Source organism: Enterobacter sp. 18A13 (genome assembly GCF_007035975.1).
GTDB classification, from domain to species: domain Bacteria; phylum Pseudomonadota; class Gammaproteobacteria; order Enterobacterales; family Enterobacteriaceae; genus Enterobacter; species Enterobacter vonholyi.
In genome coordinates this window covers 627,684-652,304 of the sequence record NZ_AP019634.1, presented here as the reverse complement: position 1 = coordinate 652,304, position 24,621 = coordinate 627,684, and the positions used below count along the sequence as shown (strand labels likewise).

The following is a 24,621-nucleotide window of genomic DNA, read 5'->3' as shown; positions in this document are numbered from 1 at the left end:
GACAGGAATTAAAGAAGAGCACGGCGGAAGCCGTGCTCAGAGAGGGGATTAGTGCTCGCGGGTTTTACGGAACTGAACGTCAGGGTAACGTTCCTGCGTCAGGTTCAGGTTCACCATCGTTGGCGCGATATAGGTCAGGTTATCGCCACCATCCAGCGCCAGCTGAACTTCATTCTTACGCTTAAATTCTTCGAATTTCTTCACGTCAGAACACTCAACCCAGCGCGCAGTCGCGACGTTCACCGATTCGTAAATCGCCTCCACGTTGTACTCGCTCTTCAGACGCGCAACGACCACGTCAAACTGCAGCACGCCGACCGCGCCAACGATCAAATCGTTGTTCGCGATTGGGCGGAAGACCTGCACGGCGCCCTCTTCGGAGAGCTGAACCAGGCCTTTCAGCAGCTGTTTCTGCTTCAGCGGATCGCGCAGACGAATACGACGGAACAGCTCCGGCGCGAAGTTCGGAATACCGGTGAACTTCATCATTTCGCCCTGGGTGAAGGTATCACCGATCTGGATGGTGCCGTGGTTGTGCAGCCCGATGATGTCGCCCGGATAGGCCTCTTCAACGTGCGAACGGTCACCCGCCATAAAGGTCAGCGCGTCGGAGATGACAACGTCTTTCCCGATACGCACCTGGCGCAGCTTCATGCCCTTTTCATACTTACCGGACACCACGCGCATAAAGGCCACGCGGTCACGGTGTTTCGGATCCATGTTGGCCTGAATCTTAAACACGAAGCCGGTGAACTTCTCTTCTTTTGCTTCCACTTCACGGGTGTCGGTTTTGCGCGGCATCGGCTGCGGCGCCCACTCCACCAGGCCGTCGAGCATGTGGTCAACGCCGAAGTTACCCAGTGCGGTACCGAAGAAGACCGGGGTAATTTCGCCGCTCAGGAACAGCTCTTTGTCGAATTCGTGAGACGCGCCCTTGACCAGCTCCAGCTCGTCGCGCAGCTGCGCGGCCAGCTCTTCGCCAACCGCCGCGTCCAGATCCGGGTTGTCCAGACCTTTAACAATGCGCACTTCCTGAATGGTGTGGCCTTTACCGGTCTGGTACAGGTAAGTTTCGTCTTTATAAAGGTGATACACCCCTTTGAACAGCTTACCGCAGCCAATTGGCCAGGTGATTGGCGCACAGGCGATCTTCAGCTCGTTTTCTACTTCATCCATCAGCTCCATCGGATCGCGGATGTCACGGTCGAGCTTGTTCATAAAGGTGAGGATCGGCGTATCGCGCAGACGGGTGACTTCCATCAGCTTACGGGTCCTGTCTTCTACACCTTTCGCGGCGTCGATCACCATCAGACAGCAGTCCACCGCCGTCAGGGTACGGTAGGTATCTTCGGAGAAGTCTTCGTGGCCCGGGGTGTCCAGCAGGTTCACCAGGCAGTCGTGATACGGGAACTGCATCACGGAGGTGGTAATCGAAATACCACGCTGCTTTTCCATCTCCATCCAGTCGGATTTTGCATGCTGGCTGGAACCACGGCCTTTAACGGTACCCGCAGTCTGGATCGCCTGTCCGAACAGCAACACCTTCTCGGTGATGGTCGTTTTACCGGCATCCGGGTGAGAGATAATGGCAAAAGTGCGGCGCTTGGCCACCTCTTGCAGATAAGGAGACAACGTCATAATTAAATCTTCTTTTATAAGCGCGGCAGCACGCCACGCATCATGGAATACAAAATTGCGGCTATTTTACCCATCAACGGGGGGCAGGCAATCATTGTTTACACAGGAGTTGCTCCAGTTCGTTCAACGACGTGACGGTCCAGGTCGGCTCGATGCCTTCAGGCTTCACGCGGCCATGCGCGTTGAGCCACACGGTTGACAGACCTGACTTCATGCCGCCCAGGATATCTGACTCTGCCGTATCACCCACCATCAGGACGCGATCGCGGTCGGGATTTCCGGCCTGCGCCAGCGCGTAGTCGAAAATACGCGGATCCGGCTTCGGCACGCCAACCTCTTCCGAGATCACCAGCGCGTCGAAATGATCGCGTAGGCCGGTGCGCTCAAGGCGGATCTGCTGCAGGGCGGTAAAACCGTTGGTGATGATCCCCAGTTTCACCTTGCCTTTCAACGCATTCAGCAGGGAAACCGCGCCCGGCAGCGGTGCACAGATATCGGCCATCGCGTTCAGGAACGCATCGTTCAGCGTCCCCGGACTGACCTTTAAGCGTTCCGCCCAGACGTCAAAGCGCTGGTGCTGAAGTTGTAACGCGGTGATGGCACCGTTCTGGTAATCCACCCACAGCGGCTTATTTACCGCCTGATAGTCCTGAAAATCTTCAGCGGTGAAGGTCACGCTATAGTCGAGAAACATCCGCTGCAGGCCGCCGAACGAATCAAACGTAAACAGCGTTTCGTCGGCATCAAAGAAAATCCAGTCCCATTTCATCGTTACAACCTTATATTCGTTATCCAATCGGCAGAGCCATGATAATGGCGTCTTCACGTCCCTCTGCGGTGGGGTAGTAGTTACGGCGGATTGTCGCCTCGTTAAAGCCTAAGCTTTGATAGAGCGCGATGGCGGCGACATTCGACGCGCGCACCTCCAGCCACAGGGTGAAAACGTCACGGGTTTCGAGCTCACGGATGAGGTACTCAAGCAGTTCTCTTCCCAGCCCACGGCGCTGAAACGCGGGATCAACCGCGATATTAAACAGCGTCGCTTCATCAAGAACAACCTGCGTGATCGCGAAAGCGGCCATGGTGCCGTCAACGTCCAGGCGGTAGTTCAGATACCGTTCGCCCTGATTGCTGGCGAAAGTTTTTTCGCTCCACGGAAACGCGTGGGCGCGTGTTTCAATCGCGAACGCGGTGGACAGGTCAGGCGTCGTGAGGGAAGAAATCGTGTTCATATTCGCAGATTTGTTGCCATAGCGCGCTGCGCGCTTTTGGGTTGGCTTTCAGTTCGTCCAGCGCTGGCGAGTAGATCTGGCTCCCCTGAAGAGAGATCTCATTTGCCTCTCCGATACGCCAGCTGTTACAGCGGCTATCAGGAGGCAGCATCGCGACACGCTCTGGCGTCAGCGGTAAAACCTGGTCGGCCGTCAGCTTCAGGCTGCGAAGGACATCACCGATCAGGGGGTCATTCAGGGCAGGAAGTTCTTCCGCCACCATCACAAGACGAACGTGCGCCGGGATGGAGATGGCGATTTCGCCCTGCAACGCCGTCGGGCGACGCAAAGCCCACTGGGTAATGCCCAGCTGCTGCAAATGCCAGTCTCGTCGGGATGTCATAGGGAAAACTCCTGTCTCTCAGGCGCGCAAATATAGCAAATGTGTCGAAAGTGCGCCATCTACCTACTATAATCCCCGCCTGAGTTTATTGAGGAACAATTCATGTCTGCATTTACCCCGGCAAGTGAAGTCTTGCTGCGTCACAGTGATGATTTCGAAGAAAGCCGTATTCTGTTTGCCGGAGATATGCAGGATGACCTGCCTGCGCGTTTCGACTGTGCTGAAAGCCGTGCCCATACCCAATACTACCACCACTGGCAGGTGCTGAGCCGCCAGATGGGCGAGCGCGCGCGCTTTAGCCTGGTGGCAGAGCAGAGCGATATTGCCGACTGCGATACGCTGATCTACTACTGGCCGAAGAATAAACCTGAGGCCCAGTTCCAGCTGATGAACCTGCTCTCCCTGCTGCCGGTCGGCTGCGATATTTTCGTGGTCGGTGAAAACCGCAGCGGCGTGCGTAGCGCTGAACAGATGCTGGAAGGCTACGCGCCGTTGAATAAAGTCGACAGCGCTCGCCGCTGTGGTCTCTACCATGGCCGTCTGGAAAAACAGACAACGTTTGATGCGCAGGCTTACTGGGACGAGTACCAGCTTGACGGCCTGACCATCAAAACCCTGCCGGGCGTGTTCAGCCGCGACGCGCTGGATACGGGCAGCAAGCTGTTGCTCTCCACCCTGACGCCGCACACCAAAGGCAAAGTGCTGGACGTAGGATGCGGTGCGGGCGTGCTCTCTACCGTGCTCGCCAGCCATTCACCAAAAGTGCGCTTAACCCTGTGTGACGTGAGCGCTCCGGCGGTAGAAGCCAGCCGCGCAACGCTTGCCGCAAACGGTATTGAAGGCGAGGTGATTGCCAGCAACGTCTTCTCCGACGTCACCGGTCGCTTCGACATGATCATCTCTAACCCGCCGTTCCACGACGGTATGGAGACCAGCCTGGAAGCCGCGCAAACGCTGATCCGTGGCGCGGTCCGTCACCTCAACAGCGGCGGTGAGCTGCGTATTGTCGCGAACGCCTTCCTGGCGTACCCGAAAGTGCTTGACGAAACCTTCGGTTTCCACGAAGTGATCGCCCAGACCGGCCGCTTTAAGGTCTACCGTACCGTGATGACGCGTCAGGCCAAAAAGTAATCTCCACTCATGCAGGCCGGATAAGTGCAAGCACCATCCGGCTCCGCATGGCGCCTGCATCGGCCATTTTTGCAGCAATCAAGGCGTCGCGCGCACTTTTCTGTTGACGTAAAGCTGAAAACATCTAGAATGCGCCTCCGTGGTTACGATACTTTTACAGTATCGATGGTATGCGAAGGTGGCGGAATTGGTAGACGCGCTAGCTTCAGGTGTTAGTGTCCTTAGGATGTGGGGGTTCGAGTCCCCCCCCTCGCACCAATTATCTTACATCCCTTCTGTAGTTCCTCTTCTTTTCCCTGTTATTTCAAGCTCATCAGTATCACCAGAATTCCACTGACCAGTGCTACACATGATGGTAGTAAAACAAAGTGGCGCAATTGCTTATGCCAGATCATGCCTGACGTGACTAACAGTCCTGACACAATGATCGCTTTCCATGTATCAAGGGAGAGATCGGCAAACGTCAACCCGCCGAGAATGGCTCCCGGTAGCAATACCCCCCAACCACTGCCAAGCGCCCTGTTCAACATGCTCTGCCCTCTCGGAACGATAATGATAACCAATATCATATGACACGAATTATCATTTGTCAGCTGAATGAATCAAAATCCATCGTCCTTTACCTTTCCCGTAATGACAGGAATTGCCTAAGGTGATAAATTGCACACCTGTTAACAACATCTAAAGATTTTCTGATAATTACTCTTTGAGTTTTTTTCATATTTTATTGCGATATAGCACCTACTTATTTGTTTTAATTAAATTTTAATAAAAACGCACGACTATGACATCACAATCCTGGCGGTCTTTGGTTCACAGAAAATATCAATTGTCGTTACGTTTATTTTTATTTCTGAACGCAACCTCGGCAGTGTTCTCGGTAACAAATCCGCTCAATTCTGTACGCCTGTTATCTGCCCCACTTATTGCTATTTTCTCCATCAGCACCGGCCTGTTCGTCTGGCACTGGAGAAAGCGCGCGCGGAAGATAAATATTCCTGTTGTTTCAGGGATATTCGGTATTTTGTGGGCCTGGCAAATTGTGTCTAAATTCGCCTTAATTACCCACGATCACGCGACGTATTTGTTAATCGCCCTATTAACGGTGCTTTTTATCGGAACGCTGGCATTCGCCAGTAATATCAAAGCCTTTACGCTGCATTCACTGCCTACGTTTATTGTCTGCCTGTGGTTAAGCGATCACGATATATGGCTGAGAATGACCTATTCTTTCGCACTTCCTGTGGTGGCAATTGCTATTCATAACATTTTGCAAACACGTAACGACCGTTTTGCTCAGGAGCTGCTCTCACGTCTTCTGGAAGAGCGAGAAACCCTTACCGATCTCAGCATGATGGACCCGCTTACCGGGCTTTATAATCGTCGCGGTCTGCAAAGCCGTCTGGAGAATCTGCCGACGGTTGAAAATGGCGAGCATTTTGTCCTGCTGATGGATATCGATCACTTCAAAGCCTATAACGACCATTATGGCCACATGATGGGCGACCAGGCGCTGAAGCGTGTCTCTGCGGCAATCCGCGACGCCGTGCGTTCTCGCGATATTGTGGCGCGTTTTGGCGGGGAAGAGTTTATGGTGCTGTTGACGAATATTTCTCTCGAACATGCTCGCCAGACGGCCGAGCGGATCCGTCAGAAAGTCTACGATTTGAAAATCCCGCATCTGTTTAACGAGAGCGTCGCGACAAACGTCACCATCAGCATTGGTATTGCCATTTTCGAGGATGAAGACGTAGAAGTTGCGCTGGAAAAAGCGGACAAAGCCCTCTATGAAGCCAAGCATATGGGGCGCAATAACATTCTGCTGAGTGAAGAGCTGCAGACGGCTTAAACATCACGACGATGTCACCCGGACAAAAGTCTTGCCATTGGTATAAGCAATAGTTAGGATTGGCAATCATTATCATTTAGATTTCTATCTATACTATGGCTACGCATACCGCACACATCGTCGAACCACTCCTCTGGCGAGCGCCCCTCACCAGCGGGAATGTTTCGCTTGCGGATGCCATACGGGATAAGATTGCGGAGACGCGCGCCCACCTGCTGGACTTCATCCGGCTTGATGAAGCGCCCCCGAATCACGCCATGACGCTCTCAGAGTGGCGTCACCCGACAAAACTGCGGTCTCTGCTGGCTATCTATTCCGACCATATCTATCGCAATCAGCCCACCCTTACGCGGGAAAATAAACCCCTGCTCTCTCTATGGGCGCAGTGGTATATCGGGCTGATGGTGCCCCCCCTCATGCTGGCGCTGTTAACCCAGAAGAGCATGCTGGAACTCTCGCCGGATAATTTCCACGTCGAGTTCCACGAAACCGGGCGTGCGGCCTGTTTCTGGATTGATCTCCACGAAGACCAGAACGCTGAACGCCTGACGGCTCAGGAACGTATGGAGCAGCTTATCATCCAGGCCCTGATCCCGGTGGTGGAAGTGCTTGAAGCGACGGGAGAGATTAACGCAAAGCTTATCTGGAGCAATACGGGCTATTTAATCCACTGGTATTTAACGGAAATGAAGCCTCTGCTTGGTGATGAGAACGTTGATGCCCTGCGTCAGTCCTGTTTCTTTGCAAAACAGCTTTCCGATGGCCGTGACAACCCGCTATTCCGCACCGTCGTGCTCCGTGATGGGCTTCTGGTTCGCCGCACCTGCTGCCAGCGCTATCGCCTGCCGGACGTTAAGCAGTGTGGGGACTGTACGCTGAAGTAGAGCAGTGAATTGCCCGGTGGCGCTTTGCTTACCGGGCCTACAAAACCGGGCCTGGCCTAAATCCTCTCACACAAGGAGAGGGAATAAACACTAAAAACGGCAACATGCGTTGCCGTTTTGTTTTTACCTATGCCACCTGCTGATTGTCCTCTTCCGCGTTACGCTGCGCTTCTTCCGCTTCCTGCTCCAGCAGCTGTTTCTCGTATACTTTGAAGAACGGGAAGTAGATGATTGCCGATACGCAGGCAAGAACCACAACCAGAATAGCCGCGCGGAAATCCCAGCCCAGAGCCCACGCTGCACCTATTGGCGCCGGTGCTGTCCAGGGGACTACTGAGATGACGCGTCCAATCAGGTCAAACGTCATCGCCGCCCAGGCCAGCACGGCATTTACCATCGGTGCCAGCAGGAACGGAATAAAGAACACCGGGTTCATCACAATCGGCGTACCGAAAATGACAGGTTCATTGATGTTAAAGAAGCTGGGTACCACGCTCAAACGACCGATAGAGCGTAAATGCGCTGAACGGCTACGCAGATAGCAAATCACCAGCCCCATCGTGGCGCCCGACCCGCCAATCACGATAAAGAACGTCCAGAACGCCTCCATAAAAATATGCGGCAGAGGCTGGCTGGCGGCCAGAGCGGTCTGGTTCGCGCCGAGGTTCGTGAGCCAGAACATCTGAAGCATCCCGGAGACGATGGCGGCTCCGTGGATCCCGGCGAACCACAGCAGATGACCAATCAACACGGCCAGCAGGATCGCAGGCAGGGAATCCGCTGCGGAAACAAGAGGTTTAAAGACCGACATAATGGCCTGCGGGATCAGCATGCCGAACTGAGACTGAATGACCAGGCTCAGAGGGTAAAGCGTCAAGACCACCACCAGCACAGGGATGAGCAGATCAAAAGAGTTTTTGATCATCGGAGGTACCTGGTCTGGCAGGCGAATACCGATGTTGTGCACCTTGAGGAAACGCATCATCTCAACGCAGTAGATCGCCACCAGAATCGCGGTAAAAATCCCCGTTCCACCCAGGCTGTCGACAGGCAGCGTGCCTTTGGTTTTCGGTGCCGCGACCAGCAGAAATGCCATCAGCGACAGCATGGCGCACATAAACGGGTCTAACTGGTGCGATTTGACATAGTGTTTGCCAAGGTTATAGGCAATGGCCGCACAGATATAAATGGACATAATGCCCATCGTCATATCAAACGGCGTCAGGATCTGACCTTCAAACTGCTTCGCCATATCCAGCCAGGCGCGGGCGAAACTCCAGGTGGTATCAGGCGAAAACGGCGGGTATGCGAACACTAACAAAAATGAACCCACAATCATGAATGGCATCGCGGAGATGAACCCATCACGAATGGCCATCACATGACGCTGGGAAGAGATCCGCCCGGCAATCGGGCTGACGTAATTTTCAACAAAACGGAATATCAGGTTAAACGCAGCATGGTTGGCAGACATGGCAGATCTCCTGTCAGACGTTTGTTACGGGCAAATTTGCGCCGCACGTTGTTCCATAAATCACCTTCACAACCTTGCTGGCTTGTGTACCAGTAGTACTGCTAAGACGGAATGGTTTCATAATTTGCTCTTATTATTAGATACAGGGGACGTTACGTACTCAGTATTAATCGACGCATCACGCTCTGCAACCGGTTACTGTAACCGGTTTCCGTGATTGTGAAGAGGATCCAGAAATCAGCCGTTCGGTATATTTGTTACTGAAGAGATATTTACAGAGCATAAATTCTTATGACAGATTACGCAGGATATTTGTCAGGAGGAAACAATGAGTTTGCAGTCTGTACAGCAGTTTTTTGCCGACAACGCGCCGGATATAGACGTCATTGAACTTAGCCAGAGTACCGCTACCGTTGCGTTGGCTGCTGCCGCCCACCGTGTGGAACCGGGACAAATCGCCAAGACCTTGTCACTAAAGGTGAAAAATGAGGTGATTCTGGTGGTAGCGAAAGGCGATGCGCGTCTGGATAACAAAAAGCTGAAAGACACCTTTGGTGCAAAAGCGCGCATGCTCAGCAGTGATGAAGTGGTGACCATAACCGGTCACCCCGTTGGGGGCGTGTGCCCGTTCGGCCTGGAAAACCCACTCGCGGTTTACTGCGATGTCTCGTTAAAGCAGTACGCCGAAGTGCTGCCCGCCGCAGGCGCAATTCACAGCGCTGTGCGTATCTCACCTGACAGAATGGCAGAGCTGACTTCCGCAAAATGGGTGGATGTTTGCATCTGATTGATGCGCCAGAGCCTGTCTGGCGCGCAACAGGCAGGTTATAAAAAGGTCGGCTTGCTAAGCGTCGGACTTCGCGGTTCTCTTGCCGAAAGGTGGGTAATAATATCTGCCGCATCGAGCAACCCTACGTCAGAGTTCACCCCCAGCTTCACCATCGCATTAAACTTATGCGCCCGGATGGTCTTAATATTGCGTTCAAGCCGTGCCGCGATTTGAGGAATGGAATACCCGCAAGACATATAACGCAATATTGCCCTTTCCGTTGGGCTTAACATTCTGCTTTGACTCCGGTACCAGTGATTCATCATATTGTCATTGATGCACAAGGTTTCACTCAACAACACCATGAGTTCCTTCTGCAGGAGCTCAAGCGTCAGCGATTTACTAACCACACCGTGAAGGCGTGACGGGGAAAGATAGCTAATTAATCTTGCTTCCATCTCGTCAGCGACCAGGATGATGCGCTGGATATGACCATGCGTAAACGCAAAATCCCGCAGGTGCGCCAGGCAGCTACGACGCTCTTCCCGCGCATCGGAATATGAATAGATCAGCGAGAAAAAATTGACGTGCTGAAGTGCTTTCTTAAAACTGTCAAATTCACTAAACAGATGCAGTTGGTAATGATTCAGGCCGGGCATCGCAAAAAGATGCTTTAGCCCAACAGCACTCATCGTGCAATTTTCGACGATGGCAATATGGCTTGTTGAATCGGTTTTTTCCATTCTTCGAACTCTCCATAGGCTGACATCAAACTCAGCTCTCGCATTCCCTGTGTACTGTTTATCCAGGCGTACATATCGGCGTTACTGCGTAATGAAAGTCGTCGCATCGCACTGTTTTTCTGCGCACTGATGGTTTTATTGCTCTTCTTGAGCAATGTGGCGATTTGGTTGATCCCCCATCCTTTACCTAACAGTCTCAATACCTTGCGCTCGGAGTGCGTGAGGGCGATAACATGTTCGTTTTCCTCCTCTGAACTTAGAGGTTCCGGGGTTAACAACATCTGGCTTACTCGCTCTGCGCGTTCGCGACCTGCCCGTACAGCGTTAACCAGGCCTTCAATGGGTTCCATATCAGAAAGCAACGTACTTTCAGGGCGCACAAGTAACTCAACGGCAATAGGGTTAAGTGGCCGCGAAACTAAAAAGATCCAGTGAATATTCCGGTATTGATTCAATAAACTGAAATACTCTTCAAGCGCCCCTCGAGGATTCCAGTATTCGCCTGAAATGTCGGCAATGATGACGTCAGCGCGGCGTAGCTGGAGCAGCGTTAACTCCTGCAATGAGCTGCAATAGGTCAATTCAAAATCGGGGAAATGGCGAGTCATCACGCCCCCTAACCCGTTTTGCATCACAGGTATCCGGCTGATGATAACGCTATGCTTACCGTGCAAAGACAACATAGACCCTCCGTGTCCATTCTTCATTTGATGAGTAACGTTAAAACGCATCAACGTATGAGTATTTTTGTCCCTGAGTGTAATGCAGGTTAATACAAGTAGAAGATGAGATGTATTGTTAGTATAAGAAATGCCTAAACAGCACTAATATCTCACAAAGCGAAACAAAATTTAATTGCAGTGCCATTAAAATAACTACAATATAAAATTAGAATAACTAAATATAAATAACTTATCTTTCAATATTAATTATTCATGAAAATGATAAATTAATCCCAACCTCTTCCGCACTAAGGGGCGGCAACTGTTTGCATAAACCTTGATCTGGCCCACAGCAAGAGACACTGCACTTTGTGTTAAAAATAATCGCTATGGGCCAACCGGCAACTTTCACCCTTTTTCAGGACAATACATGCAGGCAGATCGGTCAACGCAGCGTGCTATCACGCGGCTATGTATCCAGTGCGGTCTTTTTCTGCTCCAGCACGGCGCGGAAAGCGCGCTGGTTGAGGAGCTTTCCACCCGACTGGGACTGGCGCTGGGTATGGATAGCGTTGAAAGCGCTATTTCATCCAACGCCATTGTGCTGACCACGATCAAAGACGGTCAGTGCCTGACCTCCACCCGCAAAAACCATGACCGTGGCATTAACATGCACGTCGTGACTGAAGTGCAGCACATCGTCATCCTTGCTGAACATAAGCTTCTCGAACTTCGGGAGATTGAAAAAAGGTTCAGCCAAATTAAGCCATTACGTTATCCGCGCTGGCTTGTCGTGTTGATGGTAGGGCTGTCGTGCGCCTGCTTTTGTAAGCTCAATAAAGGCGGCTGGGACGGTGCGATCGTCACCTTTTTCGCCAGCAGCATCGCCATGTATGTTCGCCAGCTGCTGACGCACCGACAGCTGCATCCGCAAATTAACTTCTGTATTACCGCGTTTGTCGCCACCACGGTTTCCGGTCTGCTGCTGCGCCTGCCGCAGTTTGCCAGCACCCCGACGATTGCTATGGCCGCCAGCGTGCTTCTGTTGGTCCCGGGCTTTCCGTTGATAAACGCCGTCGCCGACATGTTTAAAGGGCACATCAATACAGGTCTGGCACGCTGGGCTATTGCCAGCCTGCTGACGCTGGCGACCTGCATCGGCGTGGTCATGGCCATGACACTCTGGGGGTTACGCGGATGGGCGTGATAGATTTTCTGCTGGCGCTGGCACAGGACATGCTTCTGGCCGCCATTCCTGCCGTCGGCTTTGCGATGGTATTTAACGTTCCGCAACGCGCGTTGCCATGGTGTGCACTGCTGGGCGCGATTGGGCATGGCTCGCGAATGGTGATGATGACGGCGGGTTTTAACATCGAATGGTCAACATTTATGGCTTCCATGCTGGTTGGCAGTATCGGCATCCAGTGGTCGCGCTGGTATCTGGCGCATCCCAAAGTGTTCACCGTCGCCGCCGTTATCCCGATGTTCCCGGGCATATCTGCGTACACAGCGATGATTTCCGCGGTGAAAATCAGCCATTTTGGCTACACCGAACCTCAGATGATCCTCCTCCTGAGCAACTTTCTTAAGGCGTCGTCCATCGTTGGCGCGCTCTCTATCGGGCTGTCGATCCCCGGGCTGTGGCTGTACCGCAAACGCCCACGCGTTTGATATTTGTGTTATTTCGCTGCCGTGGAGATAATCCTTCTGGTCCGTTTGGTGAAAATAAGGAAAGGATGTGGCTAACCCTGGCAGCGAACACCCCGAGCACAGCGAAGAATCTAGCCTGAAAGAGAAAATCTTTCAGAGCGCCATCGCGCTTTTTGCCGAGTATGGATTGAACGGTGCCCGCATGGAGCAGATCGCGGAGAAAGCGGGTACGACCAAACGCATGGTGGTTTACCATTTTAAGAATAAAGAGAACCTCTATCTCCTGGTCCTGGAACATGTTTACACTCAGATTCGCGCCAGTGAAAAAGCGCTAAGCCTGGCGGGAATGCCTCCCGTCGAAGCGCTGGTCAATCTGGTTGAAGCTACCTTTGACTATCATGCCGACCATCCGGATTACATCCGGATTATCTGCATGGAAAACATGCAGCGCGGCCGCTTTATGCAGCAGTCGAACTATCTTCGTCAGGTCAACCGTAGCGCGCTCGACCTGCTGGAGGGCATCCTGCACCGGGGCAAAGAAAAACAGCTATTCAGCCAGACCGTTGACGCCCGCGATCTTCACCGCCTGATAAGCAGCTTCAGCTTTCACTACGTTGCCAACAGCTACACCTTTACGCTGTTGTTTGAAGATGGCGCAGACGAACAGGCTCAGCGCGAGCACTACCGCAAAATGGCCGTTCAGGTAGCGCTCCGTTACACCTGCCCATAAAATTGCTTGCAATTAAATTGTACACTATCTATATTCATCTCATGAACGCGAAAACGAACGACGCAACCGCTGCGCTCAAGCTGGATAACCAGCTCTGCTTTGCCCTCTATTCGGCAAATCTGGCGCTTAATAAGCTGTACCGGCAGCTGCTGGCACCGCTGAACCTGACTTACCCGCAATATCTGGTGATGCTGGTGCTGTGGGAGCAGGATGACATAACGGTGTCGGACATCGGCGAACGGCTGTTTCTGGACTCTGCGACGCTGACGCCGCTGTTGAAGCGGCTGGAAAGTGCCGGCCTAATCAACCGTCACCGTTCGCGTAAAGACGAACGTCAGGTCGCCGTCACCCTGAGTGAAACGGGACGTGAACTTCAGCAGCAGGCACGGGGTATCCCCGATGCGGTGGGTTGCGCAGCGCAGTGTGATACTGACACTCTGGTGACGCTCAAACAGGAGCTCGAACTTTTGCGACAACAGCTACACCGCGCGTAACGCTATACTTTACGCGTTATTATTTACCCATATAAATCGCACGCTATTTAATAGCACATACCAAAACAAGATGAGGAACCTGCCATGTCTTTAGAAAAAGTTGTTTATACCGCCAAAGCAAAAGCCACCGGTGGCCGTGACGGCCGTGCCACCTCCTCCGATGGCGTACTGGACGTCAAACTGGGTGTGCCAAAAGAGATGGGCGGCATGGGCGGAGAAGTGACTAACCCTGAGCAGCTGTTTGCTGCGGGCTACTCTGCCTGCTTCCTCGGCGCGATGAAGTTCGTGGCCGCACGCGACAAATTTACCCTGCCAAAAGAAGCCTTTATTGAAGGCGAAGTGGGGATTGGCCCGCTGCCAACCGGTTTTGGTATCGAAGCAAAGCTGAACATCCATGTTGAAGGTATGGATCCGGCGGAAGCTAAAAAGCTGGTCGATGCGGCACACATTGTTTGCCCGTACTCTAACGCGACCCGCGGCAACATCGACGTCACGCTGAACATCTTTGCGTGATAACTGCCTGATGGCGCTGCGCTTATTCGGCCTACGACTGTAGCCTCGGTAAGCGCAGCACCACCGGGGAAATCCCCTCCTTCCCTTTCCCCTCTCTGTGCTACCATAAGCTCATATCACGCCCGTAGTAATCAGTAGAGTAAGCGTTATGTCCTCCAGAATTCTGACCACCAGCATTGCTGGCATTGATGCCTTTATGCGCGACCCACGCGGTGTGTTGACCCACGCCGAAGGCGGCACGGTTGCCGTTTTTGCCGACAACGCGCCGGCGTTTTACGCAATCACACCGGAACGTCTGGCACAGCTTTTGGAGATTGAAGCGCAACTGTCACGCCCGGCGAGCGATGTCACGCTGGACAACCAGTTCTTTGATGAGCCGGTCAACGTTCCCGTGACCGTTCCAATGGGAAAATTTGCTCTTTACACGGGCTGGCAGCCGGATGCGGATTTTCAGCGGCAGGCCGCGCTGTGGGGGATTGCGTTAACCCAACCGGCCACCGCGGAAGAGCTTGCCGCGTTTACTGCCTGGTGGCAGGCGGAAGGTAAAGTCTTCACCCATATTCAGTGGCAGCAAAAGCTCGCGCGTCATCTGCAAATTACTCGCGCCGGCAACAATGGCCAGCCAAAACGCGACATCAACGCGTTTTCAGAACCGGATAAACAGATCCCCAGCGGATTCCGAGGTGCGAAATGAAGAACGTCGGCGACCTGATGAAACGTCTGCAAAAAATGATGCCTGCCAACGTGAAGCCTGCTTTCACCACCGGTGAAGAGCTGCTGGCGTGGCAAAAAGAGCAAGGCAAGATCCGCGCCGCCGCGCTTGCCCGCGAAAATCGGGCAATGAAAATGCAGCGCACCTTTAACCGTTCCGGTATCCGTCCCCTGCACCAGAACTGCTCGTTCGATAACTATAAAATTGAGACCAACGGGCAGATGAACGCCCTTGCCGCCGCCCGTCAGTACGTGGATGAATTCGACGGCAATATCGCCAGCTTCATTTTTAGCGGCAAGCCGGGCACCGGCAAAAATCACCTTGCTGCCGCCATCTGCAACGAGCTGCTTCTGCGCGGTAAATCGGTCCTCATCATCACCGTGGCCGATATCATGTCCGCGATGAAAGACACCTTCAGCAACCGCGAAACCAGTGAAGAGCAATTGCTTAATGATTTAAGCAATGTCGATTTACTGGTCATCGACGAGATTGGCGTTCAGACGGAATCCCGCTATGAAAAAGTGATCATCAACCAGATTGTCGATCGCCGCTCTTCGTCCAAACGCCCCACCGGCATGCTGACGAACCACAACATCGACGAAATGACCCGCTTATTAGGTGAACGCGTCATGGACCGCATGAAGCTGGGTAACAGCCTGTATGTCATTTTCGACTGGGAAAGCTACCGCAGCCGCGTCACCGGCAAAGAGTATTAAGACAGTTCCAGGAATCGCCGACAGGGCATAGGTATATACTGGAACCCCTCGGCCCAAAACGGACCTTTTTGAGAGAGCCATAATGAAAAAACAGATTCTAATCAGCACCTTTTTAGGCGCGCTGCTGGTGACCGGCGCAGCGCAAGCGGCGTCCTGGCAGGAGTCCCTGTCAAGCGCAGCAAATGAGCTGACCAAAGAGAGCAGCAGCTCTCAGGGTGGACTCTCCGCCTCTTCTCTTACCAGCCTGCTGGGCAACAGCTCCCAGAGTCTGAGTGCGGGCACGATGAACAACGCGGCGGGGATTCTGGAATATTGCGCGAAGCAAAAGCTGGCCTCCGTGACCGACGCGCAAAACGTGAAAAACCAGGTGCTTGGTAAACTGGGTCTGGATACCCAGGAGCAAAAAGCGGACACCAACTATATGGACGGCATTCAGGGCCTGCTTAACGCACAAAACGGGCAGCAGCTGAATCTGAGCACCCTCGGCAACTCTTCTCTGGCAAAACAGGTCAAAACCAAAGCCTGCGATCTGGTGCTGAAACAAGGCGTTAATTTCATCTCCTGATCCACCCCATTTTCTGCCACAACACGCCGCGTTTAATGCGATAGTCTTGCAGCGCGGCGCTAAATGAGCGTTTTCCCCACCTGCCACCGCCTCAGCGTCCGTTTGTCAGGATGTGCACGTCTTCATAAAAACGATTTTCTAAACCAAATCCTAACAACAGCACACTTTCGTGACACTAAAATTGCAGCTTAACGACATCGCAATTACATTGTATGACCCAAAAAATAAACAGTTAGCCAGCGAATTATCTGGCGTCACGAGGATATGCTGTTGTCTGAATTCATGTCTCTTATCCTTTTTCTGGCTTCCGTCGGCGTTTACGCCTGGAAAGCAGGCCGTCATACCTGGTGGTTTATCGCCACGCTGGTGGTGCTCGGCATTTTTATTATTTTAAACATTACCTTATACGCCAGCGATTACTTTACCGGTGACGGTATTAACGATGCGGTGCTCTACACGCTGACAAACAGCCTGACGGGCGCGGGTGTGGGCAAGTACATTCTGCCGGGGCTCGGCCTTATCGTCGCGCTGGTGACGATATTTGGCGCGCTGGCCTGGGTGCTGCGCCGCCGCCGCCACCTTCCACACCATCATGGCTATAGCCTGCTGGCGCTTTTCCTGGCGCTGGCCTCCGTCGACGCCAGCCCGGCGTTCCATCAGATCACCGAGCTGGTGAAATCCCAGTCGCGCGACGGCGATCCGGATTTCGTGGCTTACTACAAAGAACCGTCGAAAACGATCGCCAACCCGAAGCTCAACCTGGTCTATATCTACGGTGAAAGCCTGGAACGCACGTACTTTGATAACGATGCATTCCCGGAGCTGACGCCGGACCTGGGTGCGCTGAAAAATGAAGGGCTCGATTTCAGCCACACCATGCAGCTGCCCGGTACGGATTACACGATTGCCGGGATGGTTGCCTCCCAGTGCGGTATTCCGCTGTTCGCGCCTTTTGAAGGTAACGCCTCAGCCTCCATGTCGACCTTCTTCCCGCAGAATATTTGCCTCGGCGATATCCTGAAAAACTCCGGCTACGAAAACTATTTTGTGCAGGGGGCAAACCTGCGCTTCGCCGGAAAAGATGTGTTCCTGAAATCCCACGGTTTTGATCACCTGTATGGCTCAGAGGAGTTAAAAACGACGGTTGCCGATCCGAGCTACCGCAACGACTGGGGCTTCTATGACGATACGGTACTCGACGAAACCTGGAAGAAATTCGAGGAGCTGTCCCGCACGGGCAAGCGTTTCTCCCTCTTTGCGCTGACGGTGGACACCCATCATCCGGACGGATTCGTCTCGCGCAGCTGCAAACGCAAAAGCTATGACGTGGACGGCAAAAACAACAAGTCTTTCAGCGCCGTCACCTGTAGCCAGGAACACATTGCCGCGCTGGTCGAGAAAATCAAAGCCTCGCCCTGGTTTAAAAACACCGTCATCGTCGTTTCGTCTGACCATCTGGCGATGAAAAACAGCGCATGGGATCAGCTCAATAAGCAGGATCGCAGCAACCTGTTCTTCGTCCTGCGCGGTGACCAGCCGCAGCAGGAGACGATCGCCACCAAACGCAACTCCATGGATAACGGCGCAACCGTGCTGGACATTCTGGGCGGCGACAACTTTATTGGCCTTGGCCGCAGCACGCTGTCGGGGCAGTCCCTGTCAGAAGTGTTCCTCAACATGAAGGATAAAATCCTCGCCTGGAAGCCAGACATTATCCGCCTGTGGAACTTCCCGAAAGAGATGAAGGACTTCACCGTCGATCGGGATAAAAACACGATTGCCTTCTCGGGCAGCAGCTTCCGTCTGCCGCTGCTGGTGCGCGTGTCGGAAGGGCGCGTTGAGCCGCTGCCGGAAAGCGAATATTCCGCGCCGCTGCGCTATCAGCTGGCCGATTTCGCGCCACGCGATAATTTTGTCTGGGTCGACCGATGCTACAAAATGGGCCAGCTCTGGTCGCAGCCGCTGGCGCTTTCTACCGACTGGTGCGTCTCTCAGGGTCAGCTCGGCGGGGAGCAAACCGTGCAGCACGTTGATAAGGCGCAGTGGAAGGGCAAAACCGCGTTCAACGATACGGTGATTGATACCGCGCGCTATCAGCACAACATCGACATGCTGAAAATCAGCGATAACGATATTCGCTACAAAGCGGATAGCTTTATCTTTAACGTGGCCGGCGCACCGGAAGAAGTGAAGCAGTTTAGCGGCATCTCGCGTCCGGAGTCCTGGGGGCGCTGGTCCAACGCGCAGCTGGGCAATGAGGTGAAAATTGAATACGCCCATCCGCTGCCGGAACAGTTCGACCTGGTGATCACCGCCAGAGCGTATGGCCCCAATGCTAACAAGCCCGTACCCGTGCGCGTGGGGGATCGGGAGCAGACGTTAACGCTTGGATACGACGTGAGCACACAAACGCTGCATTTTGAGAATCCTTCGCGCAGCAATACCCTGGTGATCGTGCCGCCGGACCCGCAGTCCACGAATGAGGGAAATATCCTTGGGCACTCACCGCGCGAGATCGGAATTGGCATGGTCGAAATCAAAATCATCAGCAAAGCGGGTTAATGCGCGTCGCGCCCGGCGTTCTGCCGGGCGCTTATGAAAATAAATAATCCTTTACAAGCCTTATAAATTAGATAAAAACACTTTATATAAGCCATTTTTATCTATAAATATCCCACCAAAAACCAAATAAATAAAATGTGCAGCTCCTGAAATCACCACGGAGCGTTACGCACTTTTATCATGCTAACCGGCTATAAGTTCGAATCCATCCGGGCACTGCGCAGCGAAAATGTGATTGCCTGGGAGGTATTGTCCACGGCAAAGCCCCACGTCGATCTTGAAGACTACTTTGGCTCGATGTCCTCGACGCTGCGTAAGGCGCACTTCTTTGCGCAGCTTCGTCATGCCATGTTTTGCGAAGAGGGCGACAAGTATTACCTCAATGCGACATCGGATTTACTGCTGGAAACGGACTTCCTCGACAGGCTCAAAGAAGAAACACCCTGCCCGGAGAGACTTGCTATCGAGGTCACCGATCTCCATACGATGGTACAACTCGACGATACGCAAAGCCGGGCGCTGAGGAAATGCATCGCAACGCTCCATCAGTGGGGAATAGAAGTGTGGGCAGACGATGTTTGCGAAGACCTTCTTCCCGAACTTTTGACCAGCCAGATCCGCTTCTGCGGCATCAAAATTGACAAACATACCTTCTGGAACGGACGGATCGAGCAGGCAAAGTTTCTGCATCTCACCCGCCAGTGCAAGCGCATCGCCAGCAAGGTACTGATCGAAGGCATCGAAACCGCGGGTGATTTCGCGCTGGCCCGCGCCAGCGCGGCCGATTACGGCCAGGGCTATCTGTGGGGTAGAAAATGACCCCTTTCATTCTGAATGCTGGCTATCAGGTTATCGTTCTGAGCGGGAATACGTTTTTATGGCTTGGCCTCACTTCGATGATCTCGACGGCCGTAACCCCTCGCCCGGAGATGTATTGGATCCATGACGTTAATCCGGAAGGGCTTTTGCGCCTGCAGGAACGGCTGCTCAATACACACGCTGGAGAGAACTGGCTGGTATTTACGGATGCAGCGCGGGTCTGCGACGTTCACGCCTTCCTGCGCAACGAGCGGGTCCGAGTGGTCGCGGACAACCTCTCTTTTGCGCAGCTAAGCCACTGTTTTAGCGACACGACATTCGCCTTCGAAAACGCCGCCATGCTCTCGTATCAGGAGAGACGGGTTTGCATGTTGCTCCATAAAGGATTCAGTCCGGTTCGCATCGCAAAAATCATGAATAAGTCCCCTAAAACGATCTACACCCACAAGCGTAACGCGATGAACAAATTTTGCTGCCACAGCCTGGCGGAATTCCATCGAAAACTCTGCCTGCTGGACGCTCAGTCATTCGCTTTGTAATTCCACTGTTACTCACGTCAGGAAATAAAATCATGAAAATTATTCCCACCGTTGCATGTTGTTCCGTTCTCCTGCTTCCTGCTGCTGCGATCGCCGCAGACAGTAGCGCAAGCGCGACGATGCACGTATCACTTGAGGTCGTAAAGTCGTGCACCCTCAAAGCCAACGACCTCAACTTCTCGCGTCACGGCTCCGATGAGTCGAGCGAAATCCAGGCCAAAACGCAGGTCGATATCGTCTGTACCAACGGCACGCCTTTCACCCTCACCGCCACCAGCAACGACGGCGAAAACGGAACCTTCTGGCTGAAGCCGGAAAACGGCGAAACGGGCGCACAGAAGATTGCGTGGAAACTCTTTGCCGACGAAGGCAAACAGACGCAAATCACCGGCACGAATGGCCTGGACGATACCGGCAACGGTGTGGAACAGGAGGAAACGCTGTATGGCGTCATTGAAGCCGGGGCGCTGACAACCGCCCAGGCAGGTACCTACAGCGACGATATCACGTTAAAACTGGAGTACTGATCGTGCGTCGCTACCTTCCCTGCTTCATTCTATGGCTCATGATGCTGGCGCTGCTGTCACGCTACGCGCTGGCCGCCACGCTTCAGGTGGCCCCGGTAACGCTCGATCTGCAGAGCGACCAGCGGGCAGCGGCGGTCTATCTCACTAACAGTGGGAAAGAGGCCATCCATGCGCAGATTCGGGTGTACGAATGGATGCAAAAAAACGGTAAAGATGTTCTGGTGAACACCGGGGAGGTGGTCACCAGCCCGGCGATGACATCACTGGCGCCGGGCCAGCAGCAGCTGGTGCGCATTATCGTCATGCAGCCAGGCAACCGTGCAAAGGAGCAAAGTTACCGGCTGGTCATCGACGAACTGCCGGACGCCACGTCCCGCGCCGCCAATCCCACCGCGGTGCACTTCCTGCTGCGCTACTCGATTCCGGTGTTTATTGCCGGGAACCAGAGCGCGCCCGTCAGCCACGATGCCCTGAGCTGTGAGCAGGCAGACATACCGGCCACTCTCCGCTGCTTTAACGCCGGAAACCGCCATATCCGCCTGAGCCACCTTGAGGCCCTGACGGCCGATGGGCAGGTTGTAGGGTCGATTAAAGGCCTGGCGGGCTATGTGCTCCCGGGACAAATCGCCCTTTTATCGCTCAAGCAGCCCTCACGACACGCGCTCAGCTCGCTGCGCGTCTATCTCAATGATGACCATCATGCCAGCCAGATACCCCTGCGCCCGCTCGCTTCTCGCGCTCCTGTTTTGGCTACCGCTCATGCTGTCAGCCAGGGCTGAACCCACCGACACCGTACAATGGCTGGCCATTACCGTGAACCACGCCCCGCGAGGCGAGCTGTGGGCCTGCCGGGTGGTGGATAATGCGCTATGGATAAGGCGCAGCGACATGAAAAAGCTGGGGCTTCACGCCCCGGACGATCGCGCAGAGTGGGTTGAGCTGACCTCCCTGCCGGGCCTGAAGGTCAATCTCGACGTGCTGTCCCAGCAGTTGTCGATTACCGCAGAAGCAGACGCGCTCGAGGGCCAGCAGCATCTGACCGTCTCAAGGCCCACGCCGATGTACCGCTATCCTGATGCGCAGCCCGTCAACGCCTATACGCTCGGATACGCGCTCTACGCCAGCGACGTGCAGGGGAAGCGCCAGCTTAACGCCCAGACCATGCTGACCGCGTCCGGAGGGCTACCCGGAACGTTCAGCAGCAGTTTTTCAAGCCATGCCGGGGAGGAAAACAGCGCCGGTCGGCCTACCCACACCCGTCTCGAAACCCGCTGGCAGTGGGACAACACCGACTCGCTGACCACGCTGGCGCTGGGCGACAGCATCACCACCGGCACCCGCTGGAGCCGGCAGGTACGCTTTGGCGGTCTGCACTGGGCACGTAACTTTGAGCTTAATCCCCAGCTCAATACCGAACCGCGCAGCCGCTACAGCGACACGGCCGTGCTACCTTCCACGGTCGATCTATATATCGACGGCCTAAAGCAGAGCAGCCAGCGCGTCACGCCGGGAGACTTTCTGCTGGATACCCTGCCGTCCTTCACCGGCAGCGGGCAGGCGGAGGTGGTGATTACCGATATCAACGGTCAGCGTCGCGCCGTACAGCTCGATCTCTACGGCGCCCCGGGCATGCTGGCGGAAGGGCTCAGCAGCGGTTCGCTGGACATCGGCTGGATGCGGGAAAACTACGCCCTGCACTCCGACGACTATGCCGCCTCGCCGCTGCTGGACGCGGGCTGGCGCTATGGAGTGAATAATCACCTGACGCTGGCGCTGCATACGGAGCAGCAGCGCAGGCTGCACAACGTGGGCACGGGCGCTGACTGGCTGGTCTCCCCCGCCGTAGGGGTGGTCAGCCAGCACGTTGCCGTGAGCGATAGCCCTTACGGTCAGGGCGTTCAGTGGGGCCTCGGCTGGCAGTGGAACGGCAGAGGAACGGGCATTTCTGCCAGCACCGTCCGTACCGGGGCGGATTTCGCCGACAACGCCCGCATGAGCGGTGCCGCGCCCGTCAGGCGCAGCGACAGCGTGTGGGTAAGCCAGTCCGTCCCTCATTTCGGTACCGTGGGCGCGGGCTGGGTACAGCAGAACATTCAGGGCAGCACAGAGCGCTACCTCAACTCCTCCTGGTCGGTGTCGCTGCCGGCACACATCTCCACCACGCTGAGCTATACCCGCTCGTTTACGGATGCGTCGAGTCACGTTCAATTGCTGTTTTCCGTCCCATTGAGTCGCGAGGACACGCTCTCCGCTCAGGCCAGCCGGGATACGCCGCGCATGGATTACCGCCACCAGCCGGACGATGAGGCCGGCGGCTGGTCATGGGAGCTGGGCCAGGGCTTTGGCGAACGACGTGAAAGATATGCGGACGTAGGCTATCTGGGCCGAGCGGGCGAATGGCACGTTGGGCTGCAGCAGGGTGCCAGCCAGGGCAACCAGTACGCCTCCGCCGAAGGTAGCCTGACGCTGCTGGACGGCAGCCTGCACGCGCTGCGCTACATCCAGCAGGGCATGGCGCTGGTCTCCACGCACGGTATTGGGCACGTACCGGTGATGCTGGAAAACCGCCCGGCCGGTGAAACGGATGAGGACGGTTATCTCCTGCTGACCGACCTGCCGCGCTACCACAACAGCAAAGTCAGCATTAACCCGCTCGATCTGCCCGCCGATGTGATCGCCCCCGTCACCGACATGCATGCCAGGCCGGGCAACAGCAGCGCGGTCAAAGTCGATTTTAACGTCCATCACGCCGTCACGGTTCAGGCCCGGCTGGTCGACAGCCGCCGCAGGCCGCTCCCACTGGGCAGCGTCGTGTCAACGCCGCAGGGTGCCACCATCGTGGGACGCGACGGCTTTATCTGGCTTGAAGATCCGCCCCTGCCAGGTGAGCTGGTGGTGAAGACCGGTGAGGGGGAGTGCCGGGTCACGCTTCCGGCGCCGCGTACCGCGTCATCTATACAGAATATCGGAGAACAACTGTGTCACTAAGAGCGCCGTTATTATTGCTGCTCGCCCTGTCCGTGAAGGCGATGGCGGCAGCCTGCTGGATTACGTCCATGCCCGCCATTAACTTTGGCAACGTCGTCGCGGGCAATACCACCTCCGTCAACACCGAGGTCAAGTTTAGCTGCCAGGCCGACAACGAGGGCAGGACGGAATATCTCAACGTCTGCCTGAGCAGCGTAGACGCCCCGCCCTTTGAGATGATCTCGCCGGGGGACCAGGAGGGAAAACAGTACACCCTCCTCTTCCGCCTGCTGAACGGCGCAGCGCGCTCTCAGGAGCTGGGGCCTGCCAGCAGCGGGAACCTGATTCAGCAGACTCTGGCCGCGCAAAGCAATGCCAACGTCAGCGGTACCTTTCCGCTTATCGCTACCATTCCGGCAGGGCAAAGCCAGCTTCCGGCCTACCACTATTACAACTACAACATGAATCTGCGTATCGCCTGGCACAGCGCCCTGCGTCAGGATGCCCTGCAAAACTGCTCGGACGGTTCCGCAGAGGGGGAGCAGGTGCAGGGCGGCACCAGCGCGCAGGCTGAAATCAGCCAGGGGTGCTACATCGAGCGCGTGACGCCCCTTAACTTCGGCACCCTGACCAGCACCGCGACCCTGCGTCCGACGCGTTCCACCGCCACCCTCACCACGCGCTGTCCGGCCGGAACCGCGTTCACCCTTGCCATGGGCAAAGGCAACCATGCCAGCGGTAACCAGCGGCAGCTCTGCAACAGCGAGGGCCAGTGCCTGCGCTACGGGCTCTGGCAGGATGAGGCGGCCACGCAACGCTGGGGAGATCAAAGCAGCGGCGATGCGCTGCAGGTCACCAATCCCGCTGGCGGCCCCCAGAACTACACCGTTTATGGCGAGGTCCCGGCACAGCCGCTAACCGGTACCGGGGAATTTATTGATGACGTGATTATCACGCTGACTTATTAAACCACCCAAAATCCTGTCTGGATCAATGTTATCGGTAACAATGGCGTTAAAATAGCCAGCAATGCAGCCCGGAAGGCGTAGATCTTCTCTTTTAT

Annotated in this window: 27 protein-coding genes and 1 tRNA gene; 20 read left to right on the top strand and 8 right to left on the bottom strand. The window is 54.8% G+C overall.

Features of this window, described 5'->3' with window-relative positions:
• Positions 1–48 precede the first annotated feature (48 nt).
• The 4 genes from prfC to FOY93_RS03130 all read right to left on the bottom strand — a co-directional run bounded on the left by prfC (position 49) and on the right by FOY93_RS03130 (position 3,252).
• Positions 49–1,638 (bottom strand): peptide chain release factor 3, encoded by a 1,590-nt coding sequence (gene prfC / locus FOY93_RS03145; protein WP_008502076.1) that lies wholly within the window; start codon positions 1,636–1,638, stop codon positions 49–51.
• Between the two features lie 91 nt (positions 1,639–1,729).
• Positions 1,730–2,407, bottom strand: a complete 678-nt coding sequence (gene yjjG, locus FOY93_RS03140; protein ID WP_023310313.1) for a pyrimidine 5'-nucleotidase — start codon at positions 2,405–2,407, stop codon at positions 1,730–1,732.
• A 19-nt stretch (positions 2,408–2,426) separates the two neighbouring features.
• Positions 2,427–2,870, bottom strand: a complete 444-nt coding sequence (gene rimI / locus FOY93_RS03135) for a ribosomal protein S18-alanine N-acetyltransferase (RefSeq protein WP_133293744.1) — start codon at positions 2,868–2,870, stop codon at positions 2,427–2,429.
• Positions 2,839–3,252, bottom strand: coding sequence for a DNA polymerase III subunit psi (locus tag FOY93_RS03130; RefSeq protein WP_143344626.1), 414 nt, complete (start codon positions 3,250–3,252; stop codon positions 2,839–2,841). Before FOY93_RS03130 ends, rimI begins: the two co-directional genes overlap by 32 nt.
• A gap of 102 nt (positions 3,253–3,354) precedes the next feature.
• Between FOY93_RS03130 and rsmC the strand changes: the two genes are divergently transcribed.
• Together rsmC and FOY93_RS03120 are read left to right on the top strand one after the other, a co-directional pair.
• Positions 3,355–4,383, top strand: a complete 1,029-nt coding sequence (gene rsmC / locus FOY93_RS03125; RefSeq protein WP_115876501.1) for a 16S rRNA (guanine(1207)-N(2))-methyltransferase RsmC — start codon at positions 3,355–3,357, stop codon at positions 4,381–4,383.
• Between the two features lie 172 nt (positions 4,384–4,555).
• Positions 4,556–4,641 (top strand) — tRNA-Leu (locus tag FOY93_RS03120).
• A 41-nt stretch (positions 4,642–4,682) separates the two neighbouring features.
• Here the strand turns inward: FOY93_RS03120 and FOY93_RS03115 are convergent.
• Positions 4,683–4,952, bottom strand: a complete 270-nt coding sequence (locus FOY93_RS03115) for a DUF1435 domain-containing protein (protein WP_172621901.1) — start codon at positions 4,950–4,952, stop codon at positions 4,683–4,685.
• Positions 4,953–5,167: 215 nt separating this feature from the next.
• Here FOY93_RS03115 and FOY93_RS03110 point away from each other — a divergent pair, with 215 nt between their 5' ends.
• Both FOY93_RS03110 and fhuF read left to right on the top strand, forming a co-directional pair.
• Positions 5,168–6,232 (top strand): GGDEF domain-containing protein, encoded by a 1,065-nt coding sequence (locus FOY93_RS03110; protein WP_143344625.1) that lies wholly within the window; start codon positions 5,168–5,170, stop codon positions 6,230–6,232.
• A gap of 95 nt (positions 6,233–6,327) precedes the next feature.
• Positions 6,328–7,116, top strand: a complete 789-nt coding sequence (gene fhuF, locus FOY93_RS03105) for a siderophore-iron reductase FhuF (protein WP_143344624.1) — start codon at positions 6,328–6,330, stop codon at positions 7,114–7,116.
• A 127-nt stretch (positions 7,117–7,243) separates the two neighbouring features.
• Here fhuF and FOY93_RS03100 read toward each other — a convergent pair whose 3' ends face one another.
• Positions 7,244–8,590 (bottom strand): PTS sugar transporter subunit IIC, encoded by a 1,347-nt coding sequence (locus tag FOY93_RS03100; protein ID WP_133293741.1) that lies wholly within the window; start codon positions 8,588–8,590, stop codon positions 7,244–7,246.
• A 328-nt stretch (positions 8,591–8,918) separates the two neighbouring features.
• Between FOY93_RS03100 and FOY93_RS03095 the strand changes: the two genes are divergently transcribed.
• Complete coding sequence (locus tag FOY93_RS03095; RefSeq protein WP_115876508.1) at positions 8,919–9,377, top strand: YbaK/EbsC family protein; 459 nt, start codon at positions 8,919–8,921, stop codon at positions 9,375–9,377.
• Between the two features lie 38 nt (positions 9,378–9,415).
• Here FOY93_RS03095 and bglJ read toward each other — a convergent pair whose 3' ends face one another.
• Together bglJ and FOY93_RS03085 are read right to left on the bottom strand one after the other, a co-directional pair.
• Complete coding sequence (gene bglJ, locus FOY93_RS03090; protein WP_115876511.1) at positions 9,416–10,051, bottom strand: DNA-binding transcriptional activator BglJ; 636 nt, start codon at positions 10,049–10,051, stop codon at positions 9,416–9,418.
• A complete protein-coding gene (locus tag FOY93_RS03085) occupies positions 10,048–10,785 on the bottom strand; it encodes a helix-turn-helix transcriptional regulator (RefSeq protein ID WP_136195640.1) in 738 nt (245 codons plus the stop codon). The genes bglJ and FOY93_RS03085 overlap by 4 nt, the downstream gene beginning before the upstream one ends.
• 409 nt (positions 10,786–11,194) lie before the next feature.
• Between FOY93_RS03085 and FOY93_RS03080 the strand changes: the two genes are divergently transcribed.
• The 15 genes from FOY93_RS03080 (at position 11,195) to FOY93_RS03010 (ending at position 24,526) form a co-directional block, all read left to right on the top strand.
• Positions 11,195–11,971 (top strand): threonine/serine exporter family protein, encoded by a 777-nt coding sequence (locus FOY93_RS03080; protein WP_115876516.1) that lies wholly within the window; start codon positions 11,195–11,197, stop codon positions 11,969–11,971.
• Entirely contained in the window at positions 11,962–12,435 is a 474-nt protein-coding gene (locus FOY93_RS03075; RefSeq protein ID WP_020885295.1) for a threonine/serine exporter, read from the top strand. The genes FOY93_RS03080 and FOY93_RS03075 overlap by 10 nt, the downstream gene beginning before the upstream one ends.
• Before the next feature lie 67 nt (positions 12,436–12,502).
• Positions 12,503–13,144, top strand: coding sequence for a TetR/AcrR family transcriptional regulator (locus tag FOY93_RS03070; protein ID WP_111964103.1), 642 nt, complete (start codon positions 12,503–12,505; stop codon positions 13,142–13,144).
• Positions 13,145–13,185: 41 nt separating this feature from the next.
• Complete coding sequence (locus FOY93_RS03065) at positions 13,186–13,638, top strand: MarR family winged helix-turn-helix transcriptional regulator (RefSeq protein WP_127729540.1); 453 nt, start codon at positions 13,186–13,188, stop codon at positions 13,636–13,638.
• An 84-nt stretch (positions 13,639–13,722) separates the two neighbouring features.
• Positions 13,723–14,151, top strand: coding sequence for an organic hydroperoxide resistance protein (locus tag FOY93_RS03060; protein WP_143344623.1), 429 nt, complete (start codon positions 13,723–13,725; stop codon positions 14,149–14,151).
• A 148-nt stretch (positions 14,152–14,299) separates the two neighbouring features.
• Positions 14,300–14,845, top strand: coding sequence for a primosomal protein DnaT (gene dnaT / locus FOY93_RS03055; RefSeq protein ID WP_127729538.1), 546 nt, complete (start codon positions 14,300–14,302; stop codon positions 14,843–14,845).
• Complete coding sequence (gene dnaC / locus FOY93_RS03050; protein ID WP_014168503.1) at positions 14,842–15,579, top strand: replicative helicase loader DnaC; 738 nt, start codon at positions 14,842–14,844, stop codon at positions 15,577–15,579. Before dnaT ends, dnaC begins: the two co-directional genes overlap by 4 nt.
• An 82-nt stretch (positions 15,580–15,661) precedes the next feature.
• Positions 15,662–16,144, top strand: coding sequence for a YjjA family protein (locus FOY93_RS03045; RefSeq protein WP_073001066.1), 483 nt, complete (start codon positions 15,662–15,664; stop codon positions 16,142–16,144).
• 270 nt (positions 16,145–16,414) lie between these two features.
• Complete coding sequence (opgB, locus tag FOY93_RS03040) at positions 16,415–18,706, top strand: phosphatidylglycerol--membrane-oligosaccharide glycerophosphotransferase (RefSeq protein ID WP_143344622.1); 2,292 nt, start codon at positions 16,415–16,417, stop codon at positions 18,704–18,706.
• Between the two features lie 180 nt (positions 18,707–18,886).
• Positions 18,887–19,525, top strand: coding sequence for an EAL domain-containing protein (locus FOY93_RS03035; RefSeq protein WP_115876526.1), 639 nt, complete (start codon positions 18,887–18,889; stop codon positions 19,523–19,525).
• A complete protein-coding gene (locus FOY93_RS03030) occupies positions 19,522–20,064 on the top strand; it encodes a helix-turn-helix transcriptional regulator (protein ID WP_115876527.1) in 543 nt (180 codons plus the stop codon). Before FOY93_RS03035 ends, FOY93_RS03030 begins: the two co-directional genes overlap by 4 nt.
• A 32-nt stretch (positions 20,065–20,096) precedes the next feature.
• Positions 20,097–20,591 carry a Csu type fimbrial protein gene (locus FOY93_RS03025; RefSeq protein WP_143344621.1) on the top strand — a complete coding sequence of 165 codons (495 nt, stop codon included), beginning with the start codon at positions 20,097–20,099 and terminating at the stop codon, positions 20,589–20,591.
• 2 nt (positions 20,592–20,593) lie between these two features.
• Positions 20,594–21,370, top strand: a complete 777-nt coding sequence (locus FOY93_RS03020; protein ID WP_143344620.1) for a fimbrial biogenesis chaperone — start codon at positions 20,594–20,596, stop codon at positions 21,368–21,370.
• Positions 21,291–23,579: a fimbria/pilus outer membrane usher protein gene (locus FOY93_RS03015; RefSeq protein ID WP_232057368.1), complete on the top strand. Its 2,289-nt coding sequence runs from the start codon at positions 21,291–21,293 to the stop codon at positions 23,577–23,579. The genes FOY93_RS03020 and FOY93_RS03015 overlap by 80 nt, the downstream gene beginning before the upstream one ends.
• The gene (locus tag FOY93_RS03010) at positions 23,570–24,526 is read left to right on the top strand and encodes a Csu type fimbrial protein (RefSeq protein WP_133293734.1); all 957 of its coding nucleotides are present in this window, start codon (positions 23,570–23,572) and stop codon (positions 24,524–24,526) included. Before FOY93_RS03015 ends, FOY93_RS03010 begins: the two co-directional genes overlap by 10 nt.
• The last annotated feature ends 95 nt before the right edge of the window (positions 24,527–24,621 follow it).